The organism is Pseudoalteromonas rubra (genome assembly GCF_004212645.1).
In the GTDB taxonomy this organism is placed as follows: Bacteria; Pseudomonadota; Gammaproteobacteria; order Enterobacterales; family Alteromonadaceae; genus Pseudoalteromonas; species Pseudoalteromonas rubra_G.
Map to the genome: position 1 here is coordinate 48156 of NZ_PPUZ01000046.1, position 25454 is coordinate 73609.

Below are 25454 nucleotides of genomic sequence, written 5' to 3' on the forward strand. Positions count from 1 at the left end.
CCCGGCTTTTCCTTATGGAGGCGTAATGACACGTTACCTAACTTCCTGGCGTATTCCCTCGCATTGGACTCAGATCCAGGCACTGGATATGCATACAGCAGGTGAGCCGCTGCGTATTATCACCGCCGGCGTGCCAGAGCCACAAGGCAAGAGTATGGTTGAAAAGCGCTTATATTGCATGGCGCACTACGACAAGATTCGCCGAGCGCTGATGTTTGAGCCGCGCGGTCATGCCGACATGTATGGCGCATTACTCACAGAACCCCAGCGAGCTGATAGCGCCTTTGGCGTACTGTTTATGCACAATGAAGGTTACTCCACTATGTGTGGCCATGCGGTGATAGCGCTGGCTGAGCTGGCCAGAGCACAAGGAGCGGACTTGGATGGGGAGCAGCGACTCAACATGGATACGCCCGCAGGACAGATCTGTGCGTTTTATTCTCCGAATAAAAAACAGGTGGGATTTTATAACGTCCCTGCTTTCGTTTGCCAACTGAACGTGGCGGCGGTGCTCGCGGGAGTGTGCACAATGCACTGCGATATTGCGTTTGGTGGTGCTTATTATGCGTATGTCGATGCCGATCAACTCGACCTTGCACTGGATCTGCAAAATAGCGAAGAGATCATTTGCCTGGGCAGAAAAATAAAACAGGCATTAACGGGCAAGATAGAGCTTGAGCACCCTGAAGATGCCTCGCTGAGTTTTTTATATGGCGTTGTGTTCTACTCCAATTCTCAGGTGAGCGGAGCACATTGCCACAGCCGCCATGTCTGTATTTTTGCCGACGGGTCGCTCGATCGCAGTCCAACCGGCACAGGCGTTAGTGGCAGAGTAGCTTTGCTGGCTGCCCGGGGGGAGCTGGCGGTGAATGAGGTCATTCATATCGAGGGGATCCTGGGCTGTGGTTTTGATGTCAGTATTGATGCTCTGTGTCAGTATGGTGCCCGGCAGGCAGTTCGACCAAAAGTGTCCGGCGAGGCGTATGTCGTCGGCGAACATACATTTTGTCTGGATCCTGAGGATCCACTTCAACAAGGCTTTATTTTACGATGAATCAATATTTGCAACGACAAACAGCCTTACGCAGCCAGCTTAGCGCATCAGGTTATGATGCTATGGTGGTGTTTGGCTATGAAAATATTCGTTATTTATGCGGGTTCAGCGGCCACGCAGCCACTTTGCTCATCAGTGCTGAGCAGTGTCTGTTGATCACCGACTATCGTTATGTTGAGCGTGCACAGGCAGAGGCCGAACATGCTGAAGTGATACTCAGACAGCGAGACCACGAAAGTCTGGGGCAATGCCTGAGCCGTTTGTCTGGTGAACTAAAGGCGCTCGCGTTCGATGCTGCCCATATTGATGTGGGCCAGTGGCAAGAGATCAGCGGCGAGCTGTCAGGGCGCACTGTAACGCCCACTCGGGGACTGGTAGAACAATTAAGACAAGTCAAAACCGCAGAGGAAATCGACTGCATTCGCCAGGCGGCGCAAATCGCTGACAAGGCCCTGGCGGATACCTTGTCCCTTGTGAAAGCAGGAGTCAGTGAGCGCGACCTGGCGCTGGAGCTGGATTATCGCATGCAAAAGCTGGGCTCTGAAGGCGTGTCGTTTGACACTATCCTCCTGTTTGGCGCACGCAGCGCCTTACCGCATGGCAGCCCGTCAACACAAAAGCTCAAGCACGGCGACCTGATCCTGATTGATTTTGGTGCCGTTGTTGGTGGTTATCGCTCGGATATGACGCGCACTTACGTTTACGGCATGCCCTGTCACAGGCAGCGCGCCATGTTTGATACGGTACAAACCGCCCAGCAAGCAGCGTTGGCACATGCGTCTTCAGGCGTTGATTGTCAGGTACTCAATACGGCGGCGCACGCGGTACTTCAAAACAGCGAATTTGCCAGGTATGCAGGAGAGGGGCTGGGACATGGCTTGGGTTTGTTTCTGCATGAACAGCCTTTTATCAAACCTGGCGTCGACTATCGCCTTGAAGCGGGGAATGTGATCACCATTGAGCCAGGTATTTATATTCCGCAATTTGGTGGTGTGAGACTGGAAGAGGACATCGTCATTACAGCGTCAGGCTATGAGTTGTTGACGCATGCACCACAAGATTTTGAACTGTGAGGGAGACAAGATGAAAGTAATAGACCGAGAGCAGGTGCACCAGGCACTGACTTTTCCTGCTTTGATTGCGGCGCTGCAGCGCGGATTTGCCAGCGAACATGCCATGCCCAGGCGCAGTGTGTTCGAACTGGACACACAGGCTACGAATCACGATGCATTTGCCGTGCTGCCCGCCTGGAATGACTCCGTGATTGGGGTCAAAGCCTTTACTTACTTTCCCAACAATGAAGCAAAAGGTAAAGCCAGTTTATATTCAAAAATCATGTTGTTTGGCCGCGAACATGGCGAGCCGCTGGCGCTGGTGGATGGCACACAGGTGACGTTATGGCGTACGGCCGCGGTTTCCGCACTCGCGGCGTCTTATTTGGCCAGGGAAGATGCCAGTCACTTAGTCATGTTCGGGTCGGGCAATCTGGCACCTTATATGGTGCGTGCACACCTTGCGGTAAGAAATTATGACAAGGTGACGCTGGTTGCCAGAAACCCGGACAAAGTGGCTACGCTCAGGGCGCTGCTGGCTCAGGAATATCCAAAGGTGAAGTTCGAATTAGGTCAAAGTCAGGCCACATTAGTCGCCTCTGCCGATGTTATCTGTACGGCGACGGGCAGCCATAGTCCCCTGTTTGATGGGCGCTGGTTGAGCGAGGGCACACACATCGACGCAATTGGCAATCACCACTCAACGGCCCGGGAGCTAGATACTGCAACAGTACTTGCCAGCCGGGTCTTCGTTGACAGCAAGACCAATGTACTTAACGAAGCGGGAGAGTTACTCATTCCCATCTCTGAAGGGGTGTTTAATGTAGATCAAGTGGAAGCGGAATTGGCTGATATGGCCAGAAAAAACCACTCATTACGCACGCATTGCAGCGACATCACACTGTTTAAATCCGTTGGCACAGCGCTGAGCGATCTGCTGGCAGCCAAACTGGTACTGGAGCAGGTCGAGTGTGGAAATTTGTAAGGAAAAACAAACAGCGCTGCCGTATGTGTCCAGTCATCGACCTGGTTGTAGTCAGGGACCGACGCTTGCTTAATCCGCTGGTGTGCCATCAGGCACATATGCTGGTGACGTATCGATATGCAGGTGCGCTTGCCAGTGATACGCTGCTCTACGACTCAGTTTTGTTCCAGCGATTTCATTCGGGAAAGGTGTGCCAGGTATTAGCCGATGACCATGGCATAGTGCAGGCCTAACATTTTCAAACACTCTCTCACTGAAAGGCACGGGGAGACTTTATACACTTAACCCGAATGAAATAAACACAGTCAGGGTAAATTGTATGAAAAACTGGATTGCATTCTCTTTGGTCGCCATTTTTGCAAGTGGCTGCGCACATCACAATAACGTTCGTCCTTCTGCCGACGGCAAGCACTATGTGAATCTAACCGCAGAAACCAGAGAGGCAGCAGGTAAGGAAGCGCTTGAGCAGGCTAACCATTATTGCGATAAGCAAAGTCTTGGTCATGCCTATATTCAAAATGAAACCATTACCTACATGGGCTCAATGCCTGAGCAGGACTACCTGCAACAACGTAATATCGCAACGGCAGTGGAAGCTGCAGGCACCGCGATGTGGATCTTTGGTGAAAATGCCGTTGATGATGTAGGGGCAGCCATGAGCATTGGCGGCGGTATCGCTGAAGACTCAATGGGCGAACCCTACCAAATTACCTTGGCGTTCAGTTGTAAATAATCTCCCCCCAGGTTCAAAGCGGTGCTGCGATAGACAGGCATTTGTCTGAGATATACGCACCCTTTGCACCTGACCTTTTCCAATATGCCAAGAGCACTAAGACGATTGTTTTTTAATGTGATTTGGTTACACTGTTAACAAGTAGGCAGTTACCGGACCCGACATTTGCATGAAGCATAGGATCACGCAGTTTGCACTTCTTGTTGTCACCTTAATGCTCTGGCAAGGGTCGGTGTATAGCGCCACCAGTTCACAGGCTCCTATCAATATTGCCATTGTAGGCAAGACCAAAAACGACAGCTTTTATCAGCAGTCGTACAAAGGGTGCTCGCGCTTTGCCCGCGATTATCCCAACGTTAACTGCATTTATGATGGTGCCGATGACTATCAGGATGTCAGAACTCAGGTACTGATCGTCAAAGAGCTACTGCGAAAGGGCATTGATGGTTTACTCATCTCCACTACTGACTCTCAGTTCCTGGTTGAGGGCGCGTTAAAACAGGCGGCTAAAAAAGCCATTCCGGTTATCACGTTTGACTCGGATCTGCTCCCGGAACATGAATCATATCGGCTCACTTATGTCGGCACCAATAATTTTGACTTTGGAATGGCGCTCGGCGAAGAAGCAAAACGCTTTAAATCCAGCGAAAAGCAGTTTATTTGCCTGCAGTCTGGGCATCAGACAACCCCAAACCTGAATCAACGCATTGCGGGCGTACGTCATGCGCTGTCGGGGCAAAGTGAAAAAAGACTGTCGGGTGAAAATGGCTGGGTAGAACATTATCGTTGTCCGCTCTATACACTGGGTCGGCGCTCGGATGCGCTGGATCAACTTGTTACTATGATGAAGTATCCCGATCCCCCCATCTTTCTTGCCGTTGCCGGGTTTGCCCAGTTTAATCCAGACTATATTAATCGCATGTCACAGTTTAAATCTCAGATAGCCAGGCAGCAAAGGGTGATCATTTCAGCCGATACCGAGAATAGTCAGCTCAAGGCATTGCAAAGGGGATTGTCCGTAACGAATATTGGGCAAAAGCCGTTTGAAATGGGGCGTCTGGGTACTGAGCTTTTGCACCAGTTTATCACCCAAGGTGTCAAGCCTGTGCAGTCTCATTACTATCTGGATTACCATTATTGTAATAATGGTAATGTTGAAACTTGCACGACCAATCATTGATATTTGTCCTGTCAGTACTAAAATAATCGAATAAACATTACCTTAAAAGCTCGGTTGGTCGATGAAGAAGTACCTGTTATTGTTGCTTTTGCTGTGCAACAAGGCGTCCGCTGGGCCGCTGCATTTTGTATCAATTAACTATCTGATTGAACAGGAAGTGGGTCGTCTGGTGTTACCCCAGGTATATCACAAACTCAATGTATCTATCGTGATCACACCCTACCCGGGAAAGCGTGCGCAGCAGCTGGTACGCAGCGGTAAAAGACATGGAGAGATAATGCGGATCTTTAGCTATGGCGAAGAGAACCCACATACAATTCGCGTTCCGACACCTTATTACACGCTAGAGACCATGGCGTTCGTGCGCAGTGATGCGCAACTGGATATTCACAGCGAGCAAGATTTAAGCAAATACAGAATTGCAAAAGTACGCGGTGTAAAACATACCAATAACATTACCAAGGGCATGCCTGAGGTGGAGGATACGGATACCACCATACAGGCGTTAAATCTGGTGTCTAAGGGGCTGGCCGACGTAGCGTTGACTAATCGAATTGACGGTCTGGTCATGCTAGCGCAGGCAGGGATTGAGAATGTTGTCCCTCACCAGCGCAGCTTTCGTGTACTGGCGCTTTACCACTATATCCACAAAGATCAGCAGCACTGGGTTGATAAAGTTGATGGGGTGTTGCGCCGCATGATGCAAAGTGGCGAGCTGGCGGCGTTGATAAAAAAAGCAGAAAACCAAGTGATTTCAGAACACTGTCGGCAGAGCACGGTGGCAAGCGAACTATGCCGACGTCACCTCAATCAGGAGGAAGACTGAGCTGCGCGATTAGCACGCCACTGGCGTATCTTGTTACCAAAGCTGAGCTTAAAGCCCCAGTAAACGATGACCAGTAAGATAAACAGTTCAGGTAGTGCCAGCAAGCCCGAGTCTATCAGAGATTGTGGTAATACTTTTGCAGCACCTTGTGACAAGAATGAGCCAACCGATATAAATAAAGCAAAAGTCATTCTCCATAAATGGCGGAACAGTCGCGGTTTTGGGTTAAGCCCGCCCGCATACACCAGGCGCACGTCGCCAACAAAAGATAAGCCAGCGAGTAAAACAAAAAAGTAGTAATCATAAGCGCTTATGCCATGTTTTATCTCGGCCTGGCTGGTTCCTGCCTGGCCGCTGAAGTAAAGGCAGGCAAGGATGATCAACAGCGAACACACTGGCATTACATAATCAAACTTTCCCCTGGTGTTAGGCTTGGTCTTCACTGCCAGCCACGCGCTAAGCACCAGATAAGTGGTAAAGATACCCGCGATGGCGGTGATGATCATGGGCTGAAATAGTGCGATCAAAGTGCCGCTGATAGCCATGATAAGCATAGTGTAAACAAACCAGGTGCCTGCCGAGGCATGTAAAGATTTCCCTTTTGCAACAGTTAAGGCGACAACACCTGCAATTATGGCAAGGGTACCCGTGATTATATGCGCTAGCATAGTCATTGTGATCTGTTCCATCTTATTCTTCCTGTTTATTGCGATGTGGTTGTGTTGCACTTTATACTGACCTACAAAGCCTGTCGTCCAATACTACAGGTCAGGACACTTTAAATAATTATAAGTATAAATATCATAAGGTTGTAATGGTTTGTTTGAAGCTGAATGGACGTTCGTCTATACCTTTTTACTCGGTGCACTGGGCCTGGCATTGACTATTCTGATTGGCAGAGCGAAGCGCTGGCACTGTTACCGTGCACTGGCATTGTTTCTTACTGCTCTGTTTGTGATTTTGGCCGGCCCGCTTATTTTTGCGCAATTTCCAGCTGCCCGCTACGTCTATATCGCGGCGATAGTGCCTGCCTGGCTGTTACTGTTTCCCTGCTTCTATCTGTATACGCGCGGCTTAACATCAGCGCGTCCCTGGCGTTTTACTCGTAAGAGTGTGTGGCATTTCGCCCCAGCTATTATGTCGTGTGTACTTTCTGTTAGCTTGTTGAGCCTGCCTGAATCGGATTTACAGGATATTTTTTTCGCACAAGGGGATGTTGAGCTGGCAACTGAGGCACGCCTTGCTGTCAGGCTGATCATCGCAGTTATGCTGTTCTGGCCGGTGCAGAGCCTGGTTTATGTTATTAAAACCTGGCGCAACTTGCTGTCCTACCGACGTCAGCTTCATGCGGTGTTTGCCAGCACAACAGAGCGAGAGCTGGGCTGGCTGGGGATTGTATTGCTACTAATGCTGTTTACCTGGGGCTGGCTGGCGCTCACGTTGCTTCAGGATTTGAGCTCTCATCCGACCTTGTTGCGTGAAGGGGGCGTTGCGATTTTGACTGCTGTGACCGTCTGGCTGTTACTTTACTGGTCGTTAAGACAAAAGCCTGGGTTTGATAAAATTTATCACCTCACGGAGCTGCCAGCAGTGACAGACACTGTGACTAGTGCAGAGAAGGAAGAAAACACGCAGACCAAATATCAGCATTCGGCGTTGAGCGATGAACAGGCAACTCGCATTGCCAGGAAAATACATACAGCTGTGGTCACAGAGGAGCTTTATTTGGAGCCGGACCTGACCTTATACAAGCTGGCGGATTATCTGAAGGTGTCGGCAAACTACGTGTCTCAAACTTTAAATCAGACATTAGGCCAATCGTTTTTTGATTATGTGAACAAAGCCCGTATTGACGCCGCTGCAGAACTTTTACTTGCAGGTGAGAAGACCGTGCTGGATATCGCGATGGCGGTGGGTTTTAATGCACGCTCTTCCTTTTATAAGGCATTTAAAACCCACACGGGAATGACACCGGGGGAATATAAGAAGCATATACGTGCGAACACATAGTGTGATAAATATGTTTATTTTTTGTTTCGTTCATATTGCTTTGATGGGGGAGAGTTGCTAGCTTAAAAGGTGAGTGATAAATAAACAAGGACATGACATGAAACTGAAAATTAAGAAGTTGAAAAATCTGACTAATACAAAAAAACTTACTGATGCACAAACACCTTTTATCGCAGGTGGTATGCCACCAGATATTACCAACTATGAACTATGTAATACGCTGACTGACAGGTGGAGTTGTACGCGTGCAGCCTGTGAGGTGTAATTGTCGGACAAAAGGTTAGCTCAATCGCATTAACATCATTTGTTGTGATTGAGCGTCACTGAGATATATTTCTCGTTAAGATCAGAAGTTGTTATTCCTTTGCCTTTACCTACTAAAGTGTGTTCATCATTTCCGTGACCCGTTGAGAGCGTGTAAAAAATTGTGTCCGCACTTTAAAAGGTTACCTGCGTCATATTACTAAAATTCTTAACGGCTTCTCGCTGATTCTGCGGATACGTGCGGCCATCCTGTGAGGGACACAACACTGACGCCTGCCTTTGTTGTGAAATAGCGGGTGTGGTGTTTCTAGGCGTTTGTGTACGCACCGGCTCAATCCAGTAATATCGGGGGAGTGCGCTTAGGTTTTAGCTGAATGTGTGCAAAGCAGGGGATTGCTTGCTCAGGTGAGGGAGTCAATTGAATGAGCAAGGGTGCTACCAGCGTGTCACACTGGTAGCACATTTGCCGGACTAGTCGATTAAGTCTTCTACGCCGACGATAACCCAAGGCGCGTCGCCCTGTGTTTTTCTTTCCAGGTGCCAGATCTCATGGATTGGCTCTTCCTGCTTGTCACCAAGGTCACGGTATTTACCTTTGAACATCACGCTCACTTCCCAGGCAACTGGAGAGGTTTCTGCACGTACTAGTTGTGCATCCACAAACATGACTTCTGTTGCAACGTCACCCTGCTGTGCACGGTCTTGTTTAAACTCTTCAACCAGTTCGGGGCTCAGGTATTCTGCCAGGGTGGTGAAATCGCTCTGGTTCCAGGCATTTTGAACGGTATGGTAGTGATCGCGTGCGCCTTGCAGGAAACCATTCACATCAAAGTCCGCAGGCAGGTTGAAAGGAACCTGTTCCTGTTGCTGACCAAAACCACTGCTTACCGGGGCTGACTGTGGCTGCTGACGGAACTGAGCTGGTTGGTTGTGACCCTGGCCCGTATTATTTTGGCCAAAGTTACCGCCACCAAAGTTGCCACCCTGTGGCATACCGGCCATATGTGGCTGCTGGCGCTTGGTCATAAAGGACTTAATGACCTTAAACAACACAAATGCCAGGATTGCGAACAGGATCATTTCCATAAACTGGAAGCCTTCAAAGTCATCGCCCATCATAGCTGCGATAAGGCCACCGGCCAATAGACCGCCCAACACGCCTGCCATAATGCCTTTTTTGTTTGATTTAGGCTTAGCAGTGGTATTGGGTGCCAGGGTTTTGGTGTCGACTTGTTTTTTCTGTGCTGTAGTACTGGTTGCGTGGGTTTTACCCGCGCTTTTTTTACTGCCGAATTTTTTGCGTGCTTCTGCACTGAAACTGGTAGATACCAGAACGGCAATTAGTGTCATTAAAACAACAAATTGTTTCATGGTGTTCCTCTGGGTTTTTGATCTGACTGCATTGTAGTGAATCAATGAGGTGAAGCGAAGCAATTTCAAGAGCACAGCCATATGGAATATGACCTAATTTTTCATAAGTTTTTGTATTTAAAGGTTTTTACTGGGTTTTGGCGTAGCGTCGAAATATTCTTTCTGACCATTCGAAAATATCTGATTAGTGCATTTTTACTATCAACTATTTACTCGTGATAACGAAACCTCAGTGCCCACACGTTGGGGAACTGAGGCCTAGAGAGGTATGAAGGATTATAACCAGCGCAGCGAGTCGTTTACTGCTGTCTGATATTGTTCAAGCGGGGCATCCAGATTAGCTACTAAAATGGTATCTGCCCGCTCACCGGGTTTGATGCTGCCGCTAAAGCGCTCATCGGCAAAGCGTTGCTGAGTGCTTGCTGCGTCAGTGCTGTCGGTTGGCACAATAAAAACGGTCACCGGCCCATGATCCGACTGAAAAACAAGATGCAAACTGCGTTGCCCTTTGAAATTACAGAATGTGGCATAGGTCACCTTGCCGGGCATGGCTTCGAGCTTGCCACCAAACATGGCCAGTTTCTCATTGACCTCCTGAAGCTGTACCTCATCTGTCAGGGCTAATGCCTCTGCTTCATAATACACATGCTGCAAGGCGTGCTCTCCGGCTTGCAAAGGCGCATGCACCGACGTAGCAAAATACAAAGATACCGCCAGCAGGGCCGAGGCTGCGGTGGCCAGCGGCGCTTTAAAACGCCGATACCAGGCAAGTTGCTTCACCTCTGCGCTTTGTTTGCTTGAGGTGTCTGTATCTGCCTGCTGTTTTGCCAGGATCTTCTGCGCCAGATCATCAGGCACGGAAATATCCAGTGCGCTGTGCAGCGTCGCATCAAAATCTTGCATCTCTTTGACGAGACGTTGTTTGGCCGGGTCTGTGTCTGCCTGCGCAATTACGTCCTTATCATTGGGGTCGGCAAACAAGCGGCGACGAAATTCGAGTTCATCCATCAGTTTGATGCCCCTTTTGCTGTTTCGGTCACTTGTGTTAAAGCCTCTTTCAATTGGTTTCTGGCACGGTAGAGCCTGGTCATCACGGTATTTTTGTTGAGTTCCAGGATCTGTGCAATTTCTTCGCCGGAGCAGCCCATCACCACCTGCAACAACAGCGGCTCCCGATATTCCTCTGACAGTAAGCTGATCTGTCTTTGGATCATCATTTGCTCTGTCTGTGAGTCGGGTGAAGCACTGGTTGCATCAACCAGGGTGTCTTGCTCAACATCGGCATAATCAAATTGTTTGCGCTCAAAACGACGCGCATTTTCACGCCGCAATATGGTTAATAACCAGGATTTGGCTGCGCTGTCATCCTGCAAGGCGTCCAGTGATCGCCAGGCGCGTAAAAAGGTTTCCTGAACCAAATCTTCAGCAATGGTCGGGTCCTGGCACAACCAGTAAGCAAAGCGATAAAGCTCCTTGTTGTAAACCTGGACCAGACTTTCGTAACGTTTTTGTTTTGTGGTCATGCTAATAAGACCTTGTCTTTAGCAAAGTTATTTCATTAAACCGAAGAAAAATTAATATAACGGTTCAAGAGTTTGTTTTTTCGCGTTTTTAACCTGTTTATGCTGGGTCGCCAGAAGGCGGTACAGTAAGCTCAGATCGACGCTCTCCTGGTTGGCACTATAGAGTGCGCCTTGCAACTTTGCAATTTCGTTTTGCAACTCCCGGCTGAGCTGATGACGCCAGGCAGCGAGATGCGCATAGCCTTGTGCCCGAGCCAGGGCTTTAAGCGCCTGATAACAGGCCGCTGTATCCGAGGCGTTTGCTGCTTGCTTGAGCTGCTTGAGTGCCTCAGCTTCATCGGGCAATTTGCTTGTCTGCTCAGGCGCTGCCGGTTTGCGTGGCGTTGAGTGGCGAGTCACGAACCAGATAGCCAGAGTAATTAGCCACAACACATAGCCGGATGCAATCAATGCCCAGTCCAGCCAGGTTTTATCCGCCGCCTGGATCACAATTTGTGGCTCGGCCTGGGTTGTTGTTTGTTGTGGCGCGCTGACAACCGGAGCGGGCGCGACCGAAACCTGGTTGGGATCGGCTTTTACCTCAATGGTTTTTGATGGCAAGGTGGCATACTGCACTTTGTTGATCACGGTATTAAACCAGGGCACCTTTATTTCAGGCAGGGTATAAGTGCCGGGTGTCTGGGGTAGCAGGGCGTAGGAGGCGATCAGTTGAGAAATCACGCGGCCATCGCGAGTCATTTGTTTGCGATCGGTTTCATCCGGGTAAGTTCTGAAGCCATCGACGTCAGGTACCTGAATGTCAGGCAACTGCTCTTTGGTGACGCCCAGTGCGGTGAGTGTCAGGGTGCGGGTAATGGGTGTGCCAACCACTACGGTTTGGTCACTCGGCTGCCATTCTTCGCTGAGGTTAACCAGTTCACTGGGCAGCCAGGTGCCGGAGTAGTCGTTCGGGATGGGCTGTACCTCCACCTCTATGCTGTCGCCCATCGCGGATACGGCCATACGGCGGTAGCCTTCGCGGATCTGGCCGTTAAAGATAGGCGGCTCCAGCGTATAGGTGCCGCTTTTTTGTGGCTGCACCAGATATTCTCGCGTTACCACCATGTAGCGACGACCATTGACAATTTCATAGTCTTCACTTTGCTTACCCAGTTGGGCGATTTGTGCATCCTGCATCTGTGGGGCGCTGAGTTGACCATCGAGCAGATCCTGACCAAGATACAGTTTCACCGTGTATAGGGCCGCCTGTTGGACGTGCAGAGTATCCGGTTTTAGCTCTGCCTTAATAAAGATATTTTGCTGCGCCTCGCCATCTTGCTCACGGGCAAGAACTTTAAGTTTGATAGGGCGAGACTGATGACCCGCAACCTCAAAACTCGGGATGGTAAATTCCCCGGCTTTGCGAGAGAGCAGCTGCATTTGCCAGCTGGTGGTACTGCTCATACTGCCATTGATAATACTGGTACGTGAGCTGGTACTGATTGGGCTGGTAACAAATTGACTACTCAGCGCGCTGGTATCGGGTATTTCACCAGACACTTTACCGTTGGCCTCTATGGTCAGGGTAAAATACTCGCCAACCAGCACCGGGTTTTTATCTACACTGGCGCTGAGTTGGTCCACAGCCCAGACAGGCATCATTGTAATAAGTAAGATCACGGATCCCAGTAATCGCGTTACCATGATTTTTCTACTCCTCGCGGGCGGCGCTGACGCACCCGTTGTTGTGATTCCAATAACATTTTGTTGCGCAGCAAGATAGCAGGATCGTCTGGTACTTTACGCAGTAACTGATCGAGTTGCTGTGCTTTTTCTTTTTCTTCTGGTGTCAGTGGGCGACTTTGCATCATTTGCTGTGTCCCCTGAGGCTGACTTTCATTGTCAGTAGCTTGTTGCTGTGCCTGCTGCATCTGCTGAGCAGCCTGTTCAGCTTGTGGTTCCTGTGCTTCCTGTTGCTGCGGTTGCGCAAGCTCAGGGGCATTGTCATTGTCTGACTCAGGTGTCTCCTGAGACTCAGCGTTTTGCTGGTTTTGTGTGTCACTTTGTGACGCGTCTGATTGTTGCTCAGAGTCAGACTGTTGTTCAGAGTCAGATTGCGAAGACGATTGCTCGTCCTGTTGTTCGCCTGATTGTTGCCCGCTTTGCTGTTCACCGTCTTGCTGCTGATCACTTTGCTGATCGCCGGACTGCTCCTGATCATCAGACTGGTCGCCATTTTGTTGCTGAGACTGCTGCTGTTGCTCCTTGAGGCTCTCGACCAGCTGTTTATTGTCCTGCGCCTGCTTAAAGTCGGGGTCCAGCTTCAGGGCCTGCTCATAGGCTGCAATGGCCTGGTCGAGTTGTCCCGACTTGGCCAGTGCATTGCCATAGTTATACTGCCCGGTGGCAGATGTGGTGTGCTTAAGCTGCTCGGCTGCACGTTCATAATCACCGGCTTTGTACAATGCGGTGCCTTTCAACAGCGGGTTGTCAGCGGCCTGGGCTTGCTCAAAGTCACCTTGCTGATACGATTCCAGTGCCTGCTGATCCTGATTTTTAAACCAGCTGGTCCAGTCTGCGCTATACCCAACTTGTGGTTGCAGTAACGCAACCACAAGCAATCCCAGCGTGAGCGGCTGGGAGCGCATCAGCCAAAGCGCCAGTGGCACAATAATAAACAACAAATATTTACCCGCATCCAAGTGCCACAGCGTTTCACCTGGCTGTTCATTACTGTCCAGATCGGTCACTTTGGATGGGGCAAAGGTTTTGATGTCACTGTCACTGGGAGTATAAGTCGCGTAGCGGCCGCCGAGTCTCGAGGCTAGCGCAGACAGACGCTCAGGATATAGTTTCGGTACCACAATCTGCCCATAGCGGTCTTTCAAAAAACCGCCTTCAGGCAGGCCAATTGGCGCACCGTCTAGCGTGCCAATACCATAAACGTGTAGTCGGTAACCTGTGCCATTTAGCAAGTCTGCGATATCTGCCAGCTCTTCCTGTTCGACCTCGTCGCTGATCAGGATAATTTCACCCTCAGTGTAACCGGCCTGATCCAGCAAAGTCTTAGCCTGATCCAGCCCCGCCAGAACATTAGCGCCTTTGCTGGGCATGATGTCAGGGCTCAGGCTGGGTACCAGGTTAGCCAGGGTTTTGACATCATCAGTCAGGGGAGATACCACAAAGGCGTCTCCTGCGTATGCAACCAAAGCGGTGTCGCCTTCGGTAAACTGCTCAATCATATCCAGCGTTTTAAAGCGGGCCTGAGTGAGCCGGTTAGGCTGAATGTCGGTGGCAAACATGGAGTAAGACATATCCATGACCAACACCCGGGCCTGTTTGCTCTTAAACACCGGGACTGTGTGCTTCTCAAAGCTAGGTCCTGCTGCGGCTAATATACTCAGCAGTAATAACAAGCTCACCAGCCAGGGGGTACTTTTACTTTGCTTGCGCGGACCCGCCTCCAGTACTACCTGCGCAAGGTGTGGGGCGATTAATTGCTCGTCGTTACTGCGATGTCGTTTAAGCCATTGCACTCCCGTTAGCAGTAGCCAGGGCAGCAGTAACCATAATAGCGTTGGACGGATAAAAATAAACTCTGTCATAGTGGCTTAGCTCGCAAGTGTCTGATGGCGTGACTCACTAATGTCAGGCTCCACAGTGCCAGTGCAATCAGCAAAGGCAAGTAAAATAGTGACTGCCTGGGCCTGAAGGTCTGGTTTTCATCGGCAACTGGCTCAAGCTTGTCCAGCTCGGCATAGATCTGTTGCAGTCCTTTTACATCCTTAGCGCGGAAATAGGCGCCACCGGTTTCTGAGGCAATGTGTTTCAGGGTGTTTTCATCTATGCTGCTGCCTGTCATTCCGCCCATGCCAAACAGGCTGAAACCGCCACGGCCATCCGAGCCGACGCCGACGGTGTAAATTTTAATGCCTTCTTCACGGGCCAGGATCAGGGCTTCTTCCGGGCTCAGGTTGCCCGCGGTATTTTGGCCGTCGGTCAGGAGGATCAGAATGCGGCTGCTTTGCTCTTTTTGGTTAAAACGTTTAACCGACAAGCCAATGGCATCGCCAATGGCGGTTGCCCGGCCAACCAGACCGATTTGTGCTTCGAGCAGCATTTGGCTCACGGTTTGCAGGTCGCGGGTCAGCGGGGTTTGCAAAAATGCGGTGTCACCGAACAAAATCAGACCGAGGCGATCCCCTTGTCGTTCGACAATGAAGTCAGACAGCACGGCTTTGACCACCGACAGGCGATCAACATATTTGCCCTGGTAGGCCATGTCCTGCTCTGTCATTGAGCCCGATAAATCGACGGCCAGCATGATATCGCGACCTTCATTAGGCAAGGTGATTGGATCATCGAGCCAGCTGGGGCCACTGAGCGCCACAACCAGGCACAGCCAGATCAAGGCTTCGATCAGGTTTACACTGCGCTTTGGACGTTCAAGGCTTTGCCCGCTTGCACTTTGCTGTTGGTAGCCTGGCATCCGCAGGCGGACCTGAGTTTGTGCCGCCTGTGGTTTAAAACGGGCAATCAGCCAGGGCAGGGGTAACAGTAGTAAGGCCAGTGGCCAGTCAAGTTCAAACATGCACGGCCTCTTTGGTTTTAAAGGTTTTAATAGCCGCCATCAGTTTGCTGCAATCAATCGTGGGTTGACTGCTGTAAAGCGAACTGAGGTCCTGCTGGCTAAACTGCTGACGAGTGAGCTTGTTTAACAACCGCAACCACTGTGCTGTCGGTTGAGCGGCCTGTTCAGTGCCGTAGTAATGTCGGGTCAGCCGTTTGAGTATGCCATGCAGCGCCAGGGCATCTTGAGTATGCTGCTGACTCAGTTTAATGGCTTCTCGTTTCGCCGCATTATGCTGCCAGTGTCTGACTGTCAGCCAGATACCGGCACTCACGAGGAGCAGCGCGATAAGGATCACAGCCCAGCTGGCCGGGGTCAGCGGCCACCAGCTCACCTGCTCGGGCGGGATCACATCATGGAGTGCATCTAGTGGGTTTTGCATCATCACTTACCTGGAGATCTGTGTTTCTATTGGTGCTGAGGCACAAAACGTTTGCATACTCATACCGGCGCGTTGTAAGCGGGCCAAGCGGGTCTGGAAAGCCTGTTCGGCCTGCTCGGCAAATCGGGTTCTGAATTGTTTATCCGCCAGTGGCAGCGTCCAGCTACCTGAAGCCGAACTGACTTCAATCGCATCTTTATAGGCGGGCAGGGTATGCTCGAACGGATCGCTGATTTGGCAGCCAATCAGTTCGCAGTGCCGGCTGAGATGCTCAAGCTGTTTAAAGCTGGCCTCGTTAAGCTGGCTGAAATCGGAGATCAGATAAATAAGACTGCCGGGTTTGGCCAGATGCGACAAACGTTTCAGGTTATTATCAAACGTCGAGGCCAGATTTTCGCTGCGCTGAGCCAGGCTTTGCGTGTGGATATCACACAGCTGGTGGCAAAATGCCAGCACGCCTTTGTCGCGCGCGGTGGGCTTAAGCTCATGGTGGCCTTGCTCACTGAACACCACACCACCGAGTCGGTCACCGCGGGCGCATGCGGACCAGGCAACCAGGGCACTCAGATGCGCAGCCTGAACAGACTTGAGCAACAGGCGACTGCCGAACAGCAAAGAACTGGAAAGATCGCAGAAGATAAACACCGGACGTTCTTTTTCTTCCTGGTACAGCTTGGTATGGGCCTCACCAGTACGCGCCGTAACACGCCAGTCGATAGCGCGAATATCATCGCCATACTGGTACTGACGTACCTCGGCAAATTCCATTCCCCGGCCTTTGTGTGGTGCCAGATATTGCCCGGCCTGATCACTGCGGATGGCGCGCTTGGGCTTGAGATCCAGCAAGCGCGCTTTGCTCTTATAATAAAGCAGCTCTTTGAGTGTCAGTTCAACACCATTGCTATGGCTTTGTGCCAGCCACTGGGTGTGATCGGTGTGTTGCATTGAATGCTTCATCATCGCGACCACTTATGGCACAGGGACCAGTTCCAGAATACGGCTGATCACCTGATCTTTGCTGATCCCGTCCGCCTGCGCTTCATAACTGAGAATAATACGATGACGCAATACATTGTGCAGCACAGCCTGAATATCATCCGGTGTCACAAAGTCCTGACCCTGCAACCAGGCGTGAGCACGTGCACACTTGTCTAGTGCAATGGTTGCCCGCGGACTGGCGCCGTACTCAATCCAGGCACCCAGTTGCTGATCCAGCTTAGCGGCTTCACGGGTGGCAATGATTAACTGCACCAGATAGTGCTCAAGCGGTTCAGCCAGATGCAGTGACAGCACTTTTTTACGTGCTTCAAACAAGGTTTGCTGTGAAATCGGCGTAAACTGCGCGGTTTGTTCCGACAGCGCCTCGCCACGGGTTAACCGCAGGATCTCCAGCTCAGTGCTCGCTTGCGGGTAATCAATGTTCAGGTGCAACAGGAAACGGTCTAGCTGCGCTTCTGGTAGTGGATAGGTGCCTTCCTGCTCAAGTGGGTTCTGCGTTGCCATAACCATAAACAGCTCTGGCAGCGGGTAAGTTGTTTTGCCTACCGTGATCTGCCGCTCTGCCATGGCTTCGAGCAAGGCAGACTGCACCTTAGCCGGCGCGCGGTTAATTTCATCCGCTAAAATCAGATGATGGAATAAGGGGCCTTTTTCAAATACAAACTCACTGGTTTGTTGGCGATAAATATCGGTGCCGGTGATATCGGCGGGCAATAAGTCCGGGGTAAACTGAACACGCTGAAAGCTGCCTTCTATGCCTTTGGCCAGTGCGTTCACGGCGCGGGTTTTTGCCAGCCCTGGCGGGCCTTCTACCAGTAGGTGGCCATCTGCCAGCAAGGCAATCAACAGTGCCTCTGTCAGTGCGCTTTGACCTAAAATTTGAGAGTCGAGATAGTTTTTCAGTTCACTAAATGCGTTTACTGCCATGGTGCTTTGTCCTTGTTATGACAAATTTTTTGCTTATTTATAAGGATTAAGGCGCAAAACTCAAGGTTTTGCGGGCGATTTTTTGTAACTTGATTAGACACTGAAGCAGACGAAAGTTCCCAAAACTTCATTTATTTTTCAGTGACTTTTTGAATTGAGCAAAAATCAGGCTAGATTTAAAAGCGGCGTTTAGATGGACCATCTCAGTCATGCTCGAATGATAAGATTTTCCAATTTGCTATTGGCATTAAGGATTCGGTTGTTTAGAATCAAACGACAATAACAGGTCAGACCTGTCAGCGGGAGAGCAAAATTCATGTCTGAACAACACATTCTAAAAACAACAAAAGGGGACCGCATCGCCATTGTATCTGGTCTGCGTACACCCTTTGCGAAGCAGGCTACGGCCTATCACCACGTACCGGCACTGGACCTGGGTAAGGTCGTTGTCAATGAAATGCTGGAACGCCTTAACATAGATAAAAACGAAATCGACCAGCTGGTTTTCGGCCAGGTTGTGCAAATGCCGGAAGCGCCAAACATTGCGCGTGAAATCGTGCTGGGCACTGGCATGCCGGTATCCGTCGATGCCTATTCCGTATCTCGTGCTTGTGCCACCAGTTTCCAGGCGGTCGCTAACGTTGCCGAGTCTATTATTGCAGGTCACACGGCGGTGGGCATCGCCGGTGGTGCGGACTCATCGTCTGTACTTCCCATTGGAGTGAGCAAAAAGCTGGCTGGCAGCCTGGTTGATTTAAACAAAGCACGTACCTTGTCACAGCGTTTGAAGATTTTCTCAAAGCTCAGACTGAAAGATTTGATGCCAGTACCGCCGGCTGTTGCTGAATACTCAACGGGCCTGTCTATGGGTCAAACGGCAGAGCAAATGGCCAAAACCCATGCTATCAGCCGTGCCGATCAAGATGCGCTGGCGCATCGCTCGCACACTCTGGCCGCCAAAGCCTGGGATGCCGGTTTGCTAAAAGACGAAGTCATGACAGCACATGTTGAGCCGTACAAAGGCTTTATCGACAAAGATAACAACATTCGTGCTAACTCGTCTTTGGAAGGCTACGCCAAATTGCGTCCGGTCTTTGACCGCAAACATGGCTCGGTTACTGCGGCAAACGCAACGCCGCTTACGGATGGTGCCGCTGCGGTACTGATGATGAGCGAGAGCAAAGCCAAAGCACTGGGTTACGAAATTCTGGGCTATGTGCGTAACTATGCATTTACCGCTATCGGCGTACACGAAGACATGTTGATGGGTCCGGCTCACTCCACGCCACTGGCACTGGAGCGCGCGGGTCTGACTCTGCAAGACTTAGATTTAATTGAAATGCACGAAGCGTTTGCGGCGCAAACTCTGGCTAACATGAAGATGTTTGCCTCTGATAAGTTTGCTCAGGAGAAGCTGGGTCGCAGCAAAGCGCTGGGTGAAATCGATATGGATAAATTCAACGTAAACGGTGGCTCTTTGGCCTATGGACACCCGTTTGCGGCAACAGGCGCGCGTTTGATCACGCAAACCCTGAATGAACTGAAACGTCGCGGCGGTGGACTTGCGCTGACTACAGCTTGTGCGGCTGGTGGTCTGGGTGCAGCCTTTGTATTGGAGAGTGCATAATGTCAGTATTTAGTTATGAATTAAACAGCCACCGCGTGGCCATCGTCACCATCGATGTGCCGGGCGAGAAGATGAATACGCTGCGCGACAGCTTTGCTGATGAACTGTTGACTATCCTGGAGCAGGGTCGCAGTGATGATGTAACTGGCATGGTGTTTGTCAGCGGCAAAGACGATAACTTTATTGCCGGTGCCGACATCAAAATGCTGGACCAGGCAAAAACCCGCGAAGACGCGCTGCGCTTGTCTGAAATGTGCCAGCAGGCATTTTTCAAAATGCAGAAGCTGCCATTCCCAACGGTTGCGGCCATTCACGGTGCGGCACTGGGTGGCGGTCTTGAATTCGCGCTGGCGTGTGATTATCGCGTATGTAGTGATGACGATAAAACCAAACTAGGCTTGCCAGAAGTGCAACTAGGCCTGTTACCAGGCGGTGGCGGCACACAACGTCTGCCAAAACTGGTGGGTATTCAAAAAGCATTAGAATGGATGCTGACGGGCAAGCAAGTGCGTGCCAAGCAGGCTAAAAAAGCCGGTCTGGTAGACGACAGCGTGCCGCACAGTATTTTACTGGATGTGGCCATTAAACTGGCTCGTGGCAGCAAGCCTAAAGCACGTAAACCTAAGCTGGATAAGCTGAGCCAGCTGCTGGAATCAAATCCGTTTGGTCGTAATATCATCTTCAAAAAAGCGCAGGAAAACGTCGAGAAGAAAACCGGTGGTCACTATCCGGCACCACTGGCTATTATCAAGGCCGTGCGTGCTTCGGTTGAACTGGGTGAACTGAAAGCCTACAAAACAGAAGCCGAAGGGTTTGCCGACCTGGTGATGACCGAAGTGTCTCAGTCTTTGCGTGGCATTTTCTTCGCGACCACAGAGATGAAAAAAGAGTGGCAAAGCGACGACGCGCCTAAGATTAACCGCGCGGCGGTATTGGGTGGCGGTCTGATGGGCGGCGGTATTGCTCACGTAAGTGCGGTAAAAGCCGGTGTGCCTGTGCGCATCAAAGATGTCGCGCATCAGGGGATCAGCAATGCCCTAAGCTACAGCTACAAGATCCTGTCTAAAAAGCAGAAAAAACGTATTCTGTCTAAAGCCGATCTGCAACTGGCGATGAACCGCATCACAGGTACAACCGATTACACTGGCATGCGTCATACTGATATCGTGATTGAAGCGGTATTTGAAGACTTGGCTCTGAAGCAAAGCATGGTGGCCGACATCGAGCGCGAATGTACAGAGCAAACCATTTTTGCCAGTAACACGTCGTCGTTACCGATTGCGCAGATCGCTGAAAAAGCAGCACGTCCTGAGAACGTGATTGGCCTGCATTACTTCTCGCCGGTCGAGAAAATGCCTCTGGTTGAGATCATCCCGCATGAGGGTACATCACAAGAGACCATTGCGCGTACCGTGAATTTTGCGCGCAAGCAGGGCAAGACGCCTATCGTGGTAAAAGACAAAGCGGGCTTCTATGTCAACCGTATTCTGGCACCTTACGTTAACGAAGCAGCCAACCTGCTACTAGCGGGCGAGCCGATCGAAAAGATTGACCAGGCCCTGGTTGAGTTTGGCTTCCCGGTTGGGCCTTTGGCACTGTTGGACGAAGTGGGTGTGGACATCGGCTCTAAGATTGCGCCAATTCTTGAAAAAGAACTGGGTGAGCGTTTTAAAGCACCGGATGCTTTTGCCCGCATGATCGACAGCAAGCGTCTGGGTCGTAAGACCGGCAAGGGCTTCTACAAATATGAAGCCAAAGGCAAGAAAGTGGACGAGTCTGTCTATGACTTGCTGGGTATTACACCGGCACCACGTCTGAACAAGCAAGAAATTGCCAGCCGCTGTGTGGCGCAAATGCTCAATGAAGCTGCGCGCTGTCTGGACGAAGGTATCATTGATAGTGCCCGCGATGGTGACATTGGTGCCATCTTTGGTATTGGCTTCCCGCCATTCTTGGGTGGGCCGTTCAGCTATATGGACAAACGCGGTCTGAACAAAGTGTGTTCAGAGCTGTCTACTTATGCCACCGACAACGCTGTGTTTACACCAGCGGAGCCGCTGTTGGCTAAGGCCGAAGCTGGCGAAGCTTACTACAGCTAAGCATTTGTCTGAGCATTAAAAAAAGCCGCATTGATGCGGCTTTTTTATTTTCAGCTAAAATTAGTCAGATACTCTGTGTATTGCGATGTAAAAGCGATGAAAAAAACGCTTTTTTTAATTGTTCTTGCTGTTTTACTGGTGCTGACGATTGCAGCCAATGTCGTGCTGTACTTAATCAGTGATGATGTCAATGACATGATCCAGACATTTGAACAGCAATGGCAAGAGCAGGCAGATATTGTTTTGCAAGAAGCTCGGCTGTTGGATGATTTGGAACATCAGCTCAGTCAGGCCAAGGCAATACATCAGGTGCGTGATTATCATCACCCAGAGCCGGACGCCGAGCCATCGGCAGACGAGTATATGGTTCACCTGTATCGCACTTTGGGGCAGCTGAGTGAGCTTGATCTGCAAGCAGGAGAAATCGAAGCGTTAGCTGTGGTGACACATTATGCGGGCCTCTACCAGAAACAGTTAACTGAGGCTGACAGCGCAGGTATTCAAAACCAAGCCACAGCTGCGCTTTCTGAGCAACTCAAAAACCAGCACCAACATTTAGACGAAGCCTTGCGCACGCTAAGACAAGGTCTTGAAACGCGCTTCTCGCGCACTCGTGAAGCACACCAGCTGACATTACAAGACATTATTTACCGGGATAGTCTGGAAGGGCTATTGTTGTTGATACTGATAGTGATGATGCTGCTTGTCAGTTTTATGATGCTCAGGGCGCAGATCAGGGCAGCAAAAGAGCGTGACTGTCTGTTCGATGCCATCCCGGATGCACTACTTTACTGTGACTCTGAGGGCCGTATCACCCAGGTGAACCATTCATGTTCCGAGCTATTTGGCTACTCTGCGAAGGAGTTAGTCAATATGCAACTCGAAGCCTTAATGCCTGAGCGCTTCAGGGAGTTGCATGCCAAGCACAGAGCCTCTTTCTATGGGCGTGCAAAAATGCGTCGTAAAGGAGAGAATGGACTGAATATCATTGGTTTGCATAAACTAGGTCAAGAAATACCTCTGGATATAGCGATTGCCCGAACAACCTTTGGGCAGGAAACCTATTATGTGGCCGTGATCCGGGATCTGCGTCCCGAATTACAGCTACAGCAACGCGCTGAATTAGACTTCCTGACCCAGGCCTTTAACAGAGGCCAGATAGAGCGAGTGCTGGGCGATGAGCTGACACGTGCTGTGCGGTATAGTCGCGCGTTGTCGGTCATGATGGTCGATCTGGATCACTTCAAAACCCTCAATGACACCATGGGCCATCAGGTTGGAGATGCAGCGTTAACTGAGCTCAGTGCCTTTTTAAAGCGCTCGATCAGGCCCAGCGACTGTCTTGGCCGCTGGGGAGGCGATGAGTTTGTTATTGTATGCCCGGAAATCGCCTCAGACGAGGCGCTATTGATGGCGCAAAGGTTGGTGAGTCAGTACCAGCAAATGAATCAATACGATCTTGAAATGAGTATCGGCGTAACCAGTCGCGCCAATCTGTCGTCGGGCGTGGAGTGCGCTCAGTTAATTGGTGAGGCCGATGATGCCTTATACCAGGCCAAAGCGGCGGGTCGGGGCAGGGCAGTACTGTTCAGTAACCAGTAGCGCGGGTTTTTACTTTCCACCTAAAAATTCGTACAATCTGCGGCCATAAAACGATTAGAGGGCCGCCTGCGAGTTGTATGCACCACATTGACGATCTGATCTCGATATTTAACGCCTTATTTTATCCAACGCACAATACCAAACTGGTCGCAGGTACTGATGAGCCCATTTATCTGCCTGCGGATACACAGTGCGATTATCACCGCATTGTTTTTGCACATGGTTTTTATGCCAGTGCGATGCATGAAATTGCGCACTGGCTGGTGGCTGGTAAAGCGCGGCGGGAGCTCGAAGACTACGGCTACTGGTACTGCCCGGACGGGCGCAGTAAAGATCAGCAACTGGCGTTTGAGCAGGTGGAAGTAAAGCCTCAGGCCATTGAATGGGCACTGAGCGCAGCAGCCGGGTTTGCCTTTAATGTCTCTGTCGACAATCTAAATGGCGAGCCGACGTGTCGATTTGCGTTTCAGCGTCGTGTTCATGCACAGGTGCTGGAAATGTTAACCTGCGGGTTTAATGCCCGAACCGAAGCTTTGTTAGAAGCGTTATCTCAGTTTTACTCGACCCCCTGGCCACTCAGTGCTGGCCAGTTTGAATGGCATTGTCCACAGGAGTTTGCAGATGCAGTTTAAACTAGGATTAATCGTGAACCCGGTTGCCGGGTTAGGCGGTGCTGTGGCACTCAAGGGCAGTGATGGCAGTGAAACCGCCGAGCTTGCCCGCTCGCTTGGGGCTGAACCCAAGGCACACAGCCGCACGGCACAAGCCCTGGCGCTGTTGCAGCCTTACCGGGACATGATTGAAGTCTATACCGTGAGTGGTGAAATGGGAGAAGACCTCGCCGTTGAGCACGGTTTTTCTACTCAGGTGGTGATGACCTGTGGCACGCCGACGACCCCAGAAGATACCGAGCAGGCAGCCAAACTGTTGGCCGATGCCAAAGTCGACCTGTTGCTGTTTGCCGGTGGTGATGGCACTGCGCGCAACATCTGCGCAGCCATTGGCAGCCAAGCCCCGGTGCTGGGCGTACCAGCCGGTTGTAAGATCCACAGTGGCGTGTATGCAATTACCCCTAAAGCGGCTGGTCGGGTAGTAGAAATGCTCATTAAAGGGGAGCTGGTGACTATAGACGACGCTGATGTGATGGACATAGATGAAAGTGCTTTTCGGGCAGGCACTGTGCGCGCCAAGCGCTATGGTGAAATGCAGGTGCCCAGTGAGCTGCGTTATGTACAAAGTGTAAAAAATGGCGGCAAGGAAAGTGACGAACTGGTACTGGCAGATATCGCTGCGTATGTGATTTCAGAAATGGAAGAAGATGAGCAGTATATTATGGGCTCGGGCTCAACGGTGGCCGCCATAATGGAAGAGCTGGGCCTGGATAACACCCTGCTGGGGGTTGATTTGATCCGCGACCATGCTCTTCTGGGCAGTGACCTGACGGCGCAACAGCTACTGGATGCGGCTTCACAGGCCCCCACAAAATTGGTGATCACCCTGATAGGCGGACAGGGCCATATATTTGGCCGTGGCAATCAGCAGCTCAGTCCGGCTTTGATCCGCCAGATTGGCAAAGATAATATCATAGTGGTTGCAACTAAGACCAAGTTGCAGGCACTCAATGGTCGCCCTCTGATAGCAGATACGGGCGATCAGGACCTGGACAATGAACTGAGTGGCTACATCAAAGTAGTGACAGGGTATAATGACCATGTAATGTATGCCGTCGGGCATCAGGATTTAATTTAGGAGACAGAATGTCACTTCAAGCGTATATAGAAGCTGCGCAGCAGTTTTTTGATGAATTAGTAGATAGAGCAAGCGATGACGAGCTGTTTGCTGGTGGCTACTTACGCGGTCATTTCGACCTGGCGGTTGGCTATGCTCAGGTTGAGGAGCTGGCGCTGTCAGTGGATGAGCTGAATGCTAAAGTCGAGGCAAGCCTGGTAAAGGCGTATCGTGATGGCGAGCTTAACGAAGAAGACAAGCACCACGTGGTGACCATCTGGGAGCGTCTTAAGCAGCTAGGGGCTTAGCCAGGGGCTAATACCAATTTCATTTAATACCTGTTCAATTTGACGGAGCAAATATGACGCTAACGGCGTTAAAAATTTCTCATTTAGAACAACTAAATAGCAAAATTTTTGCCTTGTTATCGACCCTATTTTCTCGCCTCAAAATGGAACACTTAATTAAGCAAATTGGTATAAC

Annotated in this window: 25 protein-coding genes; 15 read left to right on the forward strand and 10 right to left on the reverse strand. The window is 50.6% G+C overall.

What is annotated here, in order from left to right; translation table 11 throughout:
• Positions 1–25: 25 nt before the first annotated feature.
• From C3B51_RS16700 to C3B51_RS16730, 7 genes are all read left to right on the forward strand, one after another.
• Positions 26–1054, forward strand: a complete 1029-nt coding sequence (locus tag C3B51_RS16700; RefSeq protein WP_130245797.1) for a proline racemase family protein — start codon at positions 26–28, stop codon at positions 1052–1054.
• Positions 1051–2127 carry a M24 family metallopeptidase gene (locus tag C3B51_RS16705; RefSeq protein ID WP_130245798.1) on the forward strand — a complete coding sequence of 359 codons (1077 nt, stop codon included), beginning with the start codon at positions 1051–1053 and terminating at the stop codon, positions 2125–2127. The genes C3B51_RS16700 and C3B51_RS16705 overlap by 4 nt, the downstream gene beginning before the upstream one ends.
• A 10-nt stretch (positions 2128–2137) precedes the next feature.
• A complete protein-coding gene (locus C3B51_RS16710; protein ID WP_130245799.1) occupies positions 2138–3091 on the forward strand; it encodes an ornithine cyclodeaminase family protein in 954 nt (317 codons plus the stop codon).
• Positions 3076–3324, forward strand: a complete 249-nt coding sequence (locus tag C3B51_RS16715) for a hypothetical protein (protein WP_130245800.1) — start codon at positions 3076–3078, stop codon at positions 3322–3324. Before C3B51_RS16710 ends, C3B51_RS16715 begins: the two co-directional genes overlap by 16 nt.
• 86 nt (positions 3325–3410) lie before the next feature.
• Positions 3411–3824 (forward strand): hypothetical protein, encoded by a 414-nt coding sequence (locus tag C3B51_RS16720; RefSeq protein ID WP_130245801.1) that lies wholly within the window; start codon positions 3411–3413, stop codon positions 3822–3824.
• A gap of 169 nt (positions 3825–3993) precedes the next feature.
• Positions 3994–5004: a substrate-binding domain-containing protein gene (locus tag C3B51_RS16725; RefSeq protein ID WP_130245802.1), complete on the forward strand. Its 1011-nt coding sequence runs from the start codon at positions 3994–3996 to the stop codon at positions 5002–5004.
• A 61-nt stretch (positions 5005–5065) separates the two neighbouring features.
• On the forward strand, positions 5066–5830 hold the full coding sequence (locus C3B51_RS16730) for a substrate-binding periplasmic protein (protein ID WP_130245803.1): 765 nt from the start codon (positions 5066–5068) through the stop codon (positions 5828–5830).
• On the opposite strand, the gene C3B51_RS16735 is transcribed toward C3B51_RS16730, so the two are convergent.
• The gene (locus C3B51_RS16735) at positions 5815–6519 is read right to left on the reverse strand and encodes a hypothetical protein (protein WP_130245804.1); all 705 of its coding nucleotides are present in this window, start codon (positions 6517–6519) and stop codon (positions 5815–5817) included. The two genes, C3B51_RS16730 and C3B51_RS16735, sit on opposite strands and share 16 nt — an antisense overlap.
• A gap of 130 nt (positions 6520–6649) precedes the next feature.
• Between C3B51_RS16735 and C3B51_RS16740 the strand changes: the two genes are divergently transcribed.
• Both C3B51_RS16740 and C3B51_RS23615 read left to right on the forward strand, forming a co-directional pair.
• Positions 6650–7840, forward strand: coding sequence for a helix-turn-helix domain-containing protein (locus C3B51_RS16740; RefSeq protein WP_130245805.1), 1191 nt, complete (start codon positions 6650–6652; stop codon positions 7838–7840).
• Between the two features lie 97 nt (positions 7841–7937).
• A complete protein-coding gene (locus C3B51_RS23615; protein WP_164519172.1) occupies positions 7938–8105 on the forward strand; it encodes a hypothetical protein in 168 nt (55 codons plus the stop codon).
• A 470-nt stretch (positions 8106–8575) separates the two neighbouring features.
• Here C3B51_RS23615 and C3B51_RS16745 read toward each other — a convergent pair whose 3' ends face one another.
• The 9 genes from C3B51_RS16745 to C3B51_RS16785 all read right to left on the reverse strand — a co-directional run bounded on the left by C3B51_RS16745 (position 8576) and on the right by C3B51_RS16785 (position 17915).
• Entirely contained in the window at positions 8576–9475 is a 900-nt protein-coding gene (locus C3B51_RS16745; protein WP_130245806.1) for a Tim44 domain-containing protein, read from the reverse strand.
• A gap of 276 nt (positions 9476–9751) precedes the next feature.
• On the reverse strand, positions 9752–10483 hold the full coding sequence (locus C3B51_RS16750; protein ID WP_130245807.1) for a DUF3379 family protein: 732 nt from the start codon (positions 10481–10483) through the stop codon (positions 9752–9754).
• Complete coding sequence (locus tag C3B51_RS16755) at positions 10483–10998, reverse strand: sigma-70 family RNA polymerase sigma factor (protein ID WP_046005947.1); 516 nt, start codon at positions 10996–10998, stop codon at positions 10483–10485. Before C3B51_RS16755 ends, C3B51_RS16750 begins: the two co-directional genes overlap by 1 nt.
• A 51-nt stretch (positions 10999–11049) precedes the next feature.
• Positions 11050–12681, reverse strand: a complete 1632-nt coding sequence (locus C3B51_RS16760) for a BatD family protein (RefSeq protein WP_130245808.1) — start codon at positions 12679–12681, stop codon at positions 11050–11052.
• On the reverse strand, positions 12675–14582 hold the full coding sequence (locus C3B51_RS16765) for a vWA domain-containing protein (RefSeq protein ID WP_130245809.1): 1908 nt from the start codon (positions 14580–14582) through the stop codon (positions 12675–12677). The genes C3B51_RS16760 and C3B51_RS16765 overlap by 7 nt, the downstream gene beginning before the upstream one ends.
• Positions 14579–15568, reverse strand: a complete 990-nt coding sequence (locus C3B51_RS16770; RefSeq protein ID WP_130245810.1) for a vWA domain-containing protein — start codon at positions 15566–15568, stop codon at positions 14579–14581. Before C3B51_RS16770 ends, C3B51_RS16765 begins: the two co-directional genes overlap by 4 nt.
• Positions 15561–15989 carry a DUF4381 domain-containing protein gene (locus C3B51_RS16775; protein ID WP_165389180.1) on the reverse strand — a complete coding sequence of 143 codons (429 nt, stop codon included), beginning with the start codon at positions 15987–15989 and terminating at the stop codon, positions 15561–15563. Before C3B51_RS16775 ends, C3B51_RS16770 begins: the two co-directional genes overlap by 8 nt.
• 6 nt (positions 15990–15995) lie before the next feature.
• The gene (locus C3B51_RS16780; protein WP_130245852.1) at positions 15996–16934 is read right to left on the reverse strand and encodes a DUF58 domain-containing protein; all 939 of its coding nucleotides are present in this window, start codon (positions 16932–16934) and stop codon (positions 15996–15998) included.
• A 24-nt stretch (positions 16935–16958) separates the two neighbouring features.
• Positions 16959–17915: an AAA family ATPase gene (locus C3B51_RS16785; protein WP_054013946.1), complete on the reverse strand. Its 957-nt coding sequence runs from the start codon at positions 17913–17915 to the stop codon at positions 16959–16961.
• Positions 17916–18231: 316 nt separating this feature from the next.
• On the opposite strand from C3B51_RS16785, the gene fadI reads away from it, so the two are divergent.
• The 6 genes from fadI (at position 18232) to C3B51_RS16815 (ending at position 25279) form a co-directional block, all read left to right on the forward strand.
• Complete coding sequence (gene fadI, locus C3B51_RS16790) at positions 18232–19542, forward strand: acetyl-CoA C-acyltransferase FadI (protein WP_046005954.1); 1311 nt, start codon at positions 18232–18234, stop codon at positions 19540–19542.
• On the forward strand, positions 19542–21641 hold the full coding sequence (gene fadJ / locus C3B51_RS16795; protein WP_046005955.1) for a fatty acid oxidation complex subunit alpha FadJ: 2100 nt from the start codon (positions 19542–19544) through the stop codon (positions 21639–21641). The genes fadI and fadJ overlap by 1 nt, the downstream gene beginning before the upstream one ends.
• Positions 21642–21737: 96 nt before the next feature.
• Positions 21738–23243, forward strand: a complete 1506-nt coding sequence (locus tag C3B51_RS16800; RefSeq protein ID WP_165389181.1) for a GGDEF domain-containing protein — start codon at positions 21738–21740, stop codon at positions 23241–23243.
• Positions 23244–23320: 77 nt separating this feature from the next.
• Positions 23321–23875, forward strand: coding sequence for an elongation factor P hydroxylase (locus tag C3B51_RS16805; RefSeq protein ID WP_130245813.1), 555 nt, complete (start codon positions 23321–23323; stop codon positions 23873–23875).
• Positions 23865–24992, forward strand: a complete 1128-nt coding sequence (locus tag C3B51_RS16810; RefSeq protein ID WP_125716449.1) for an ATP-NAD kinase family protein — start codon at positions 23865–23867, stop codon at positions 24990–24992. Before C3B51_RS16805 ends, C3B51_RS16810 begins: the two co-directional genes overlap by 11 nt.
• An 8-nt stretch (positions 24993–25000) precedes the next feature.
• Positions 25001–25279, forward strand: coding sequence for a YfcL family protein (locus tag C3B51_RS16815; RefSeq protein ID WP_046005959.1), 279 nt, complete (start codon positions 25001–25003; stop codon positions 25277–25279).
• The last annotated feature ends 175 nt before the right edge of the window (positions 25280–25454 follow it).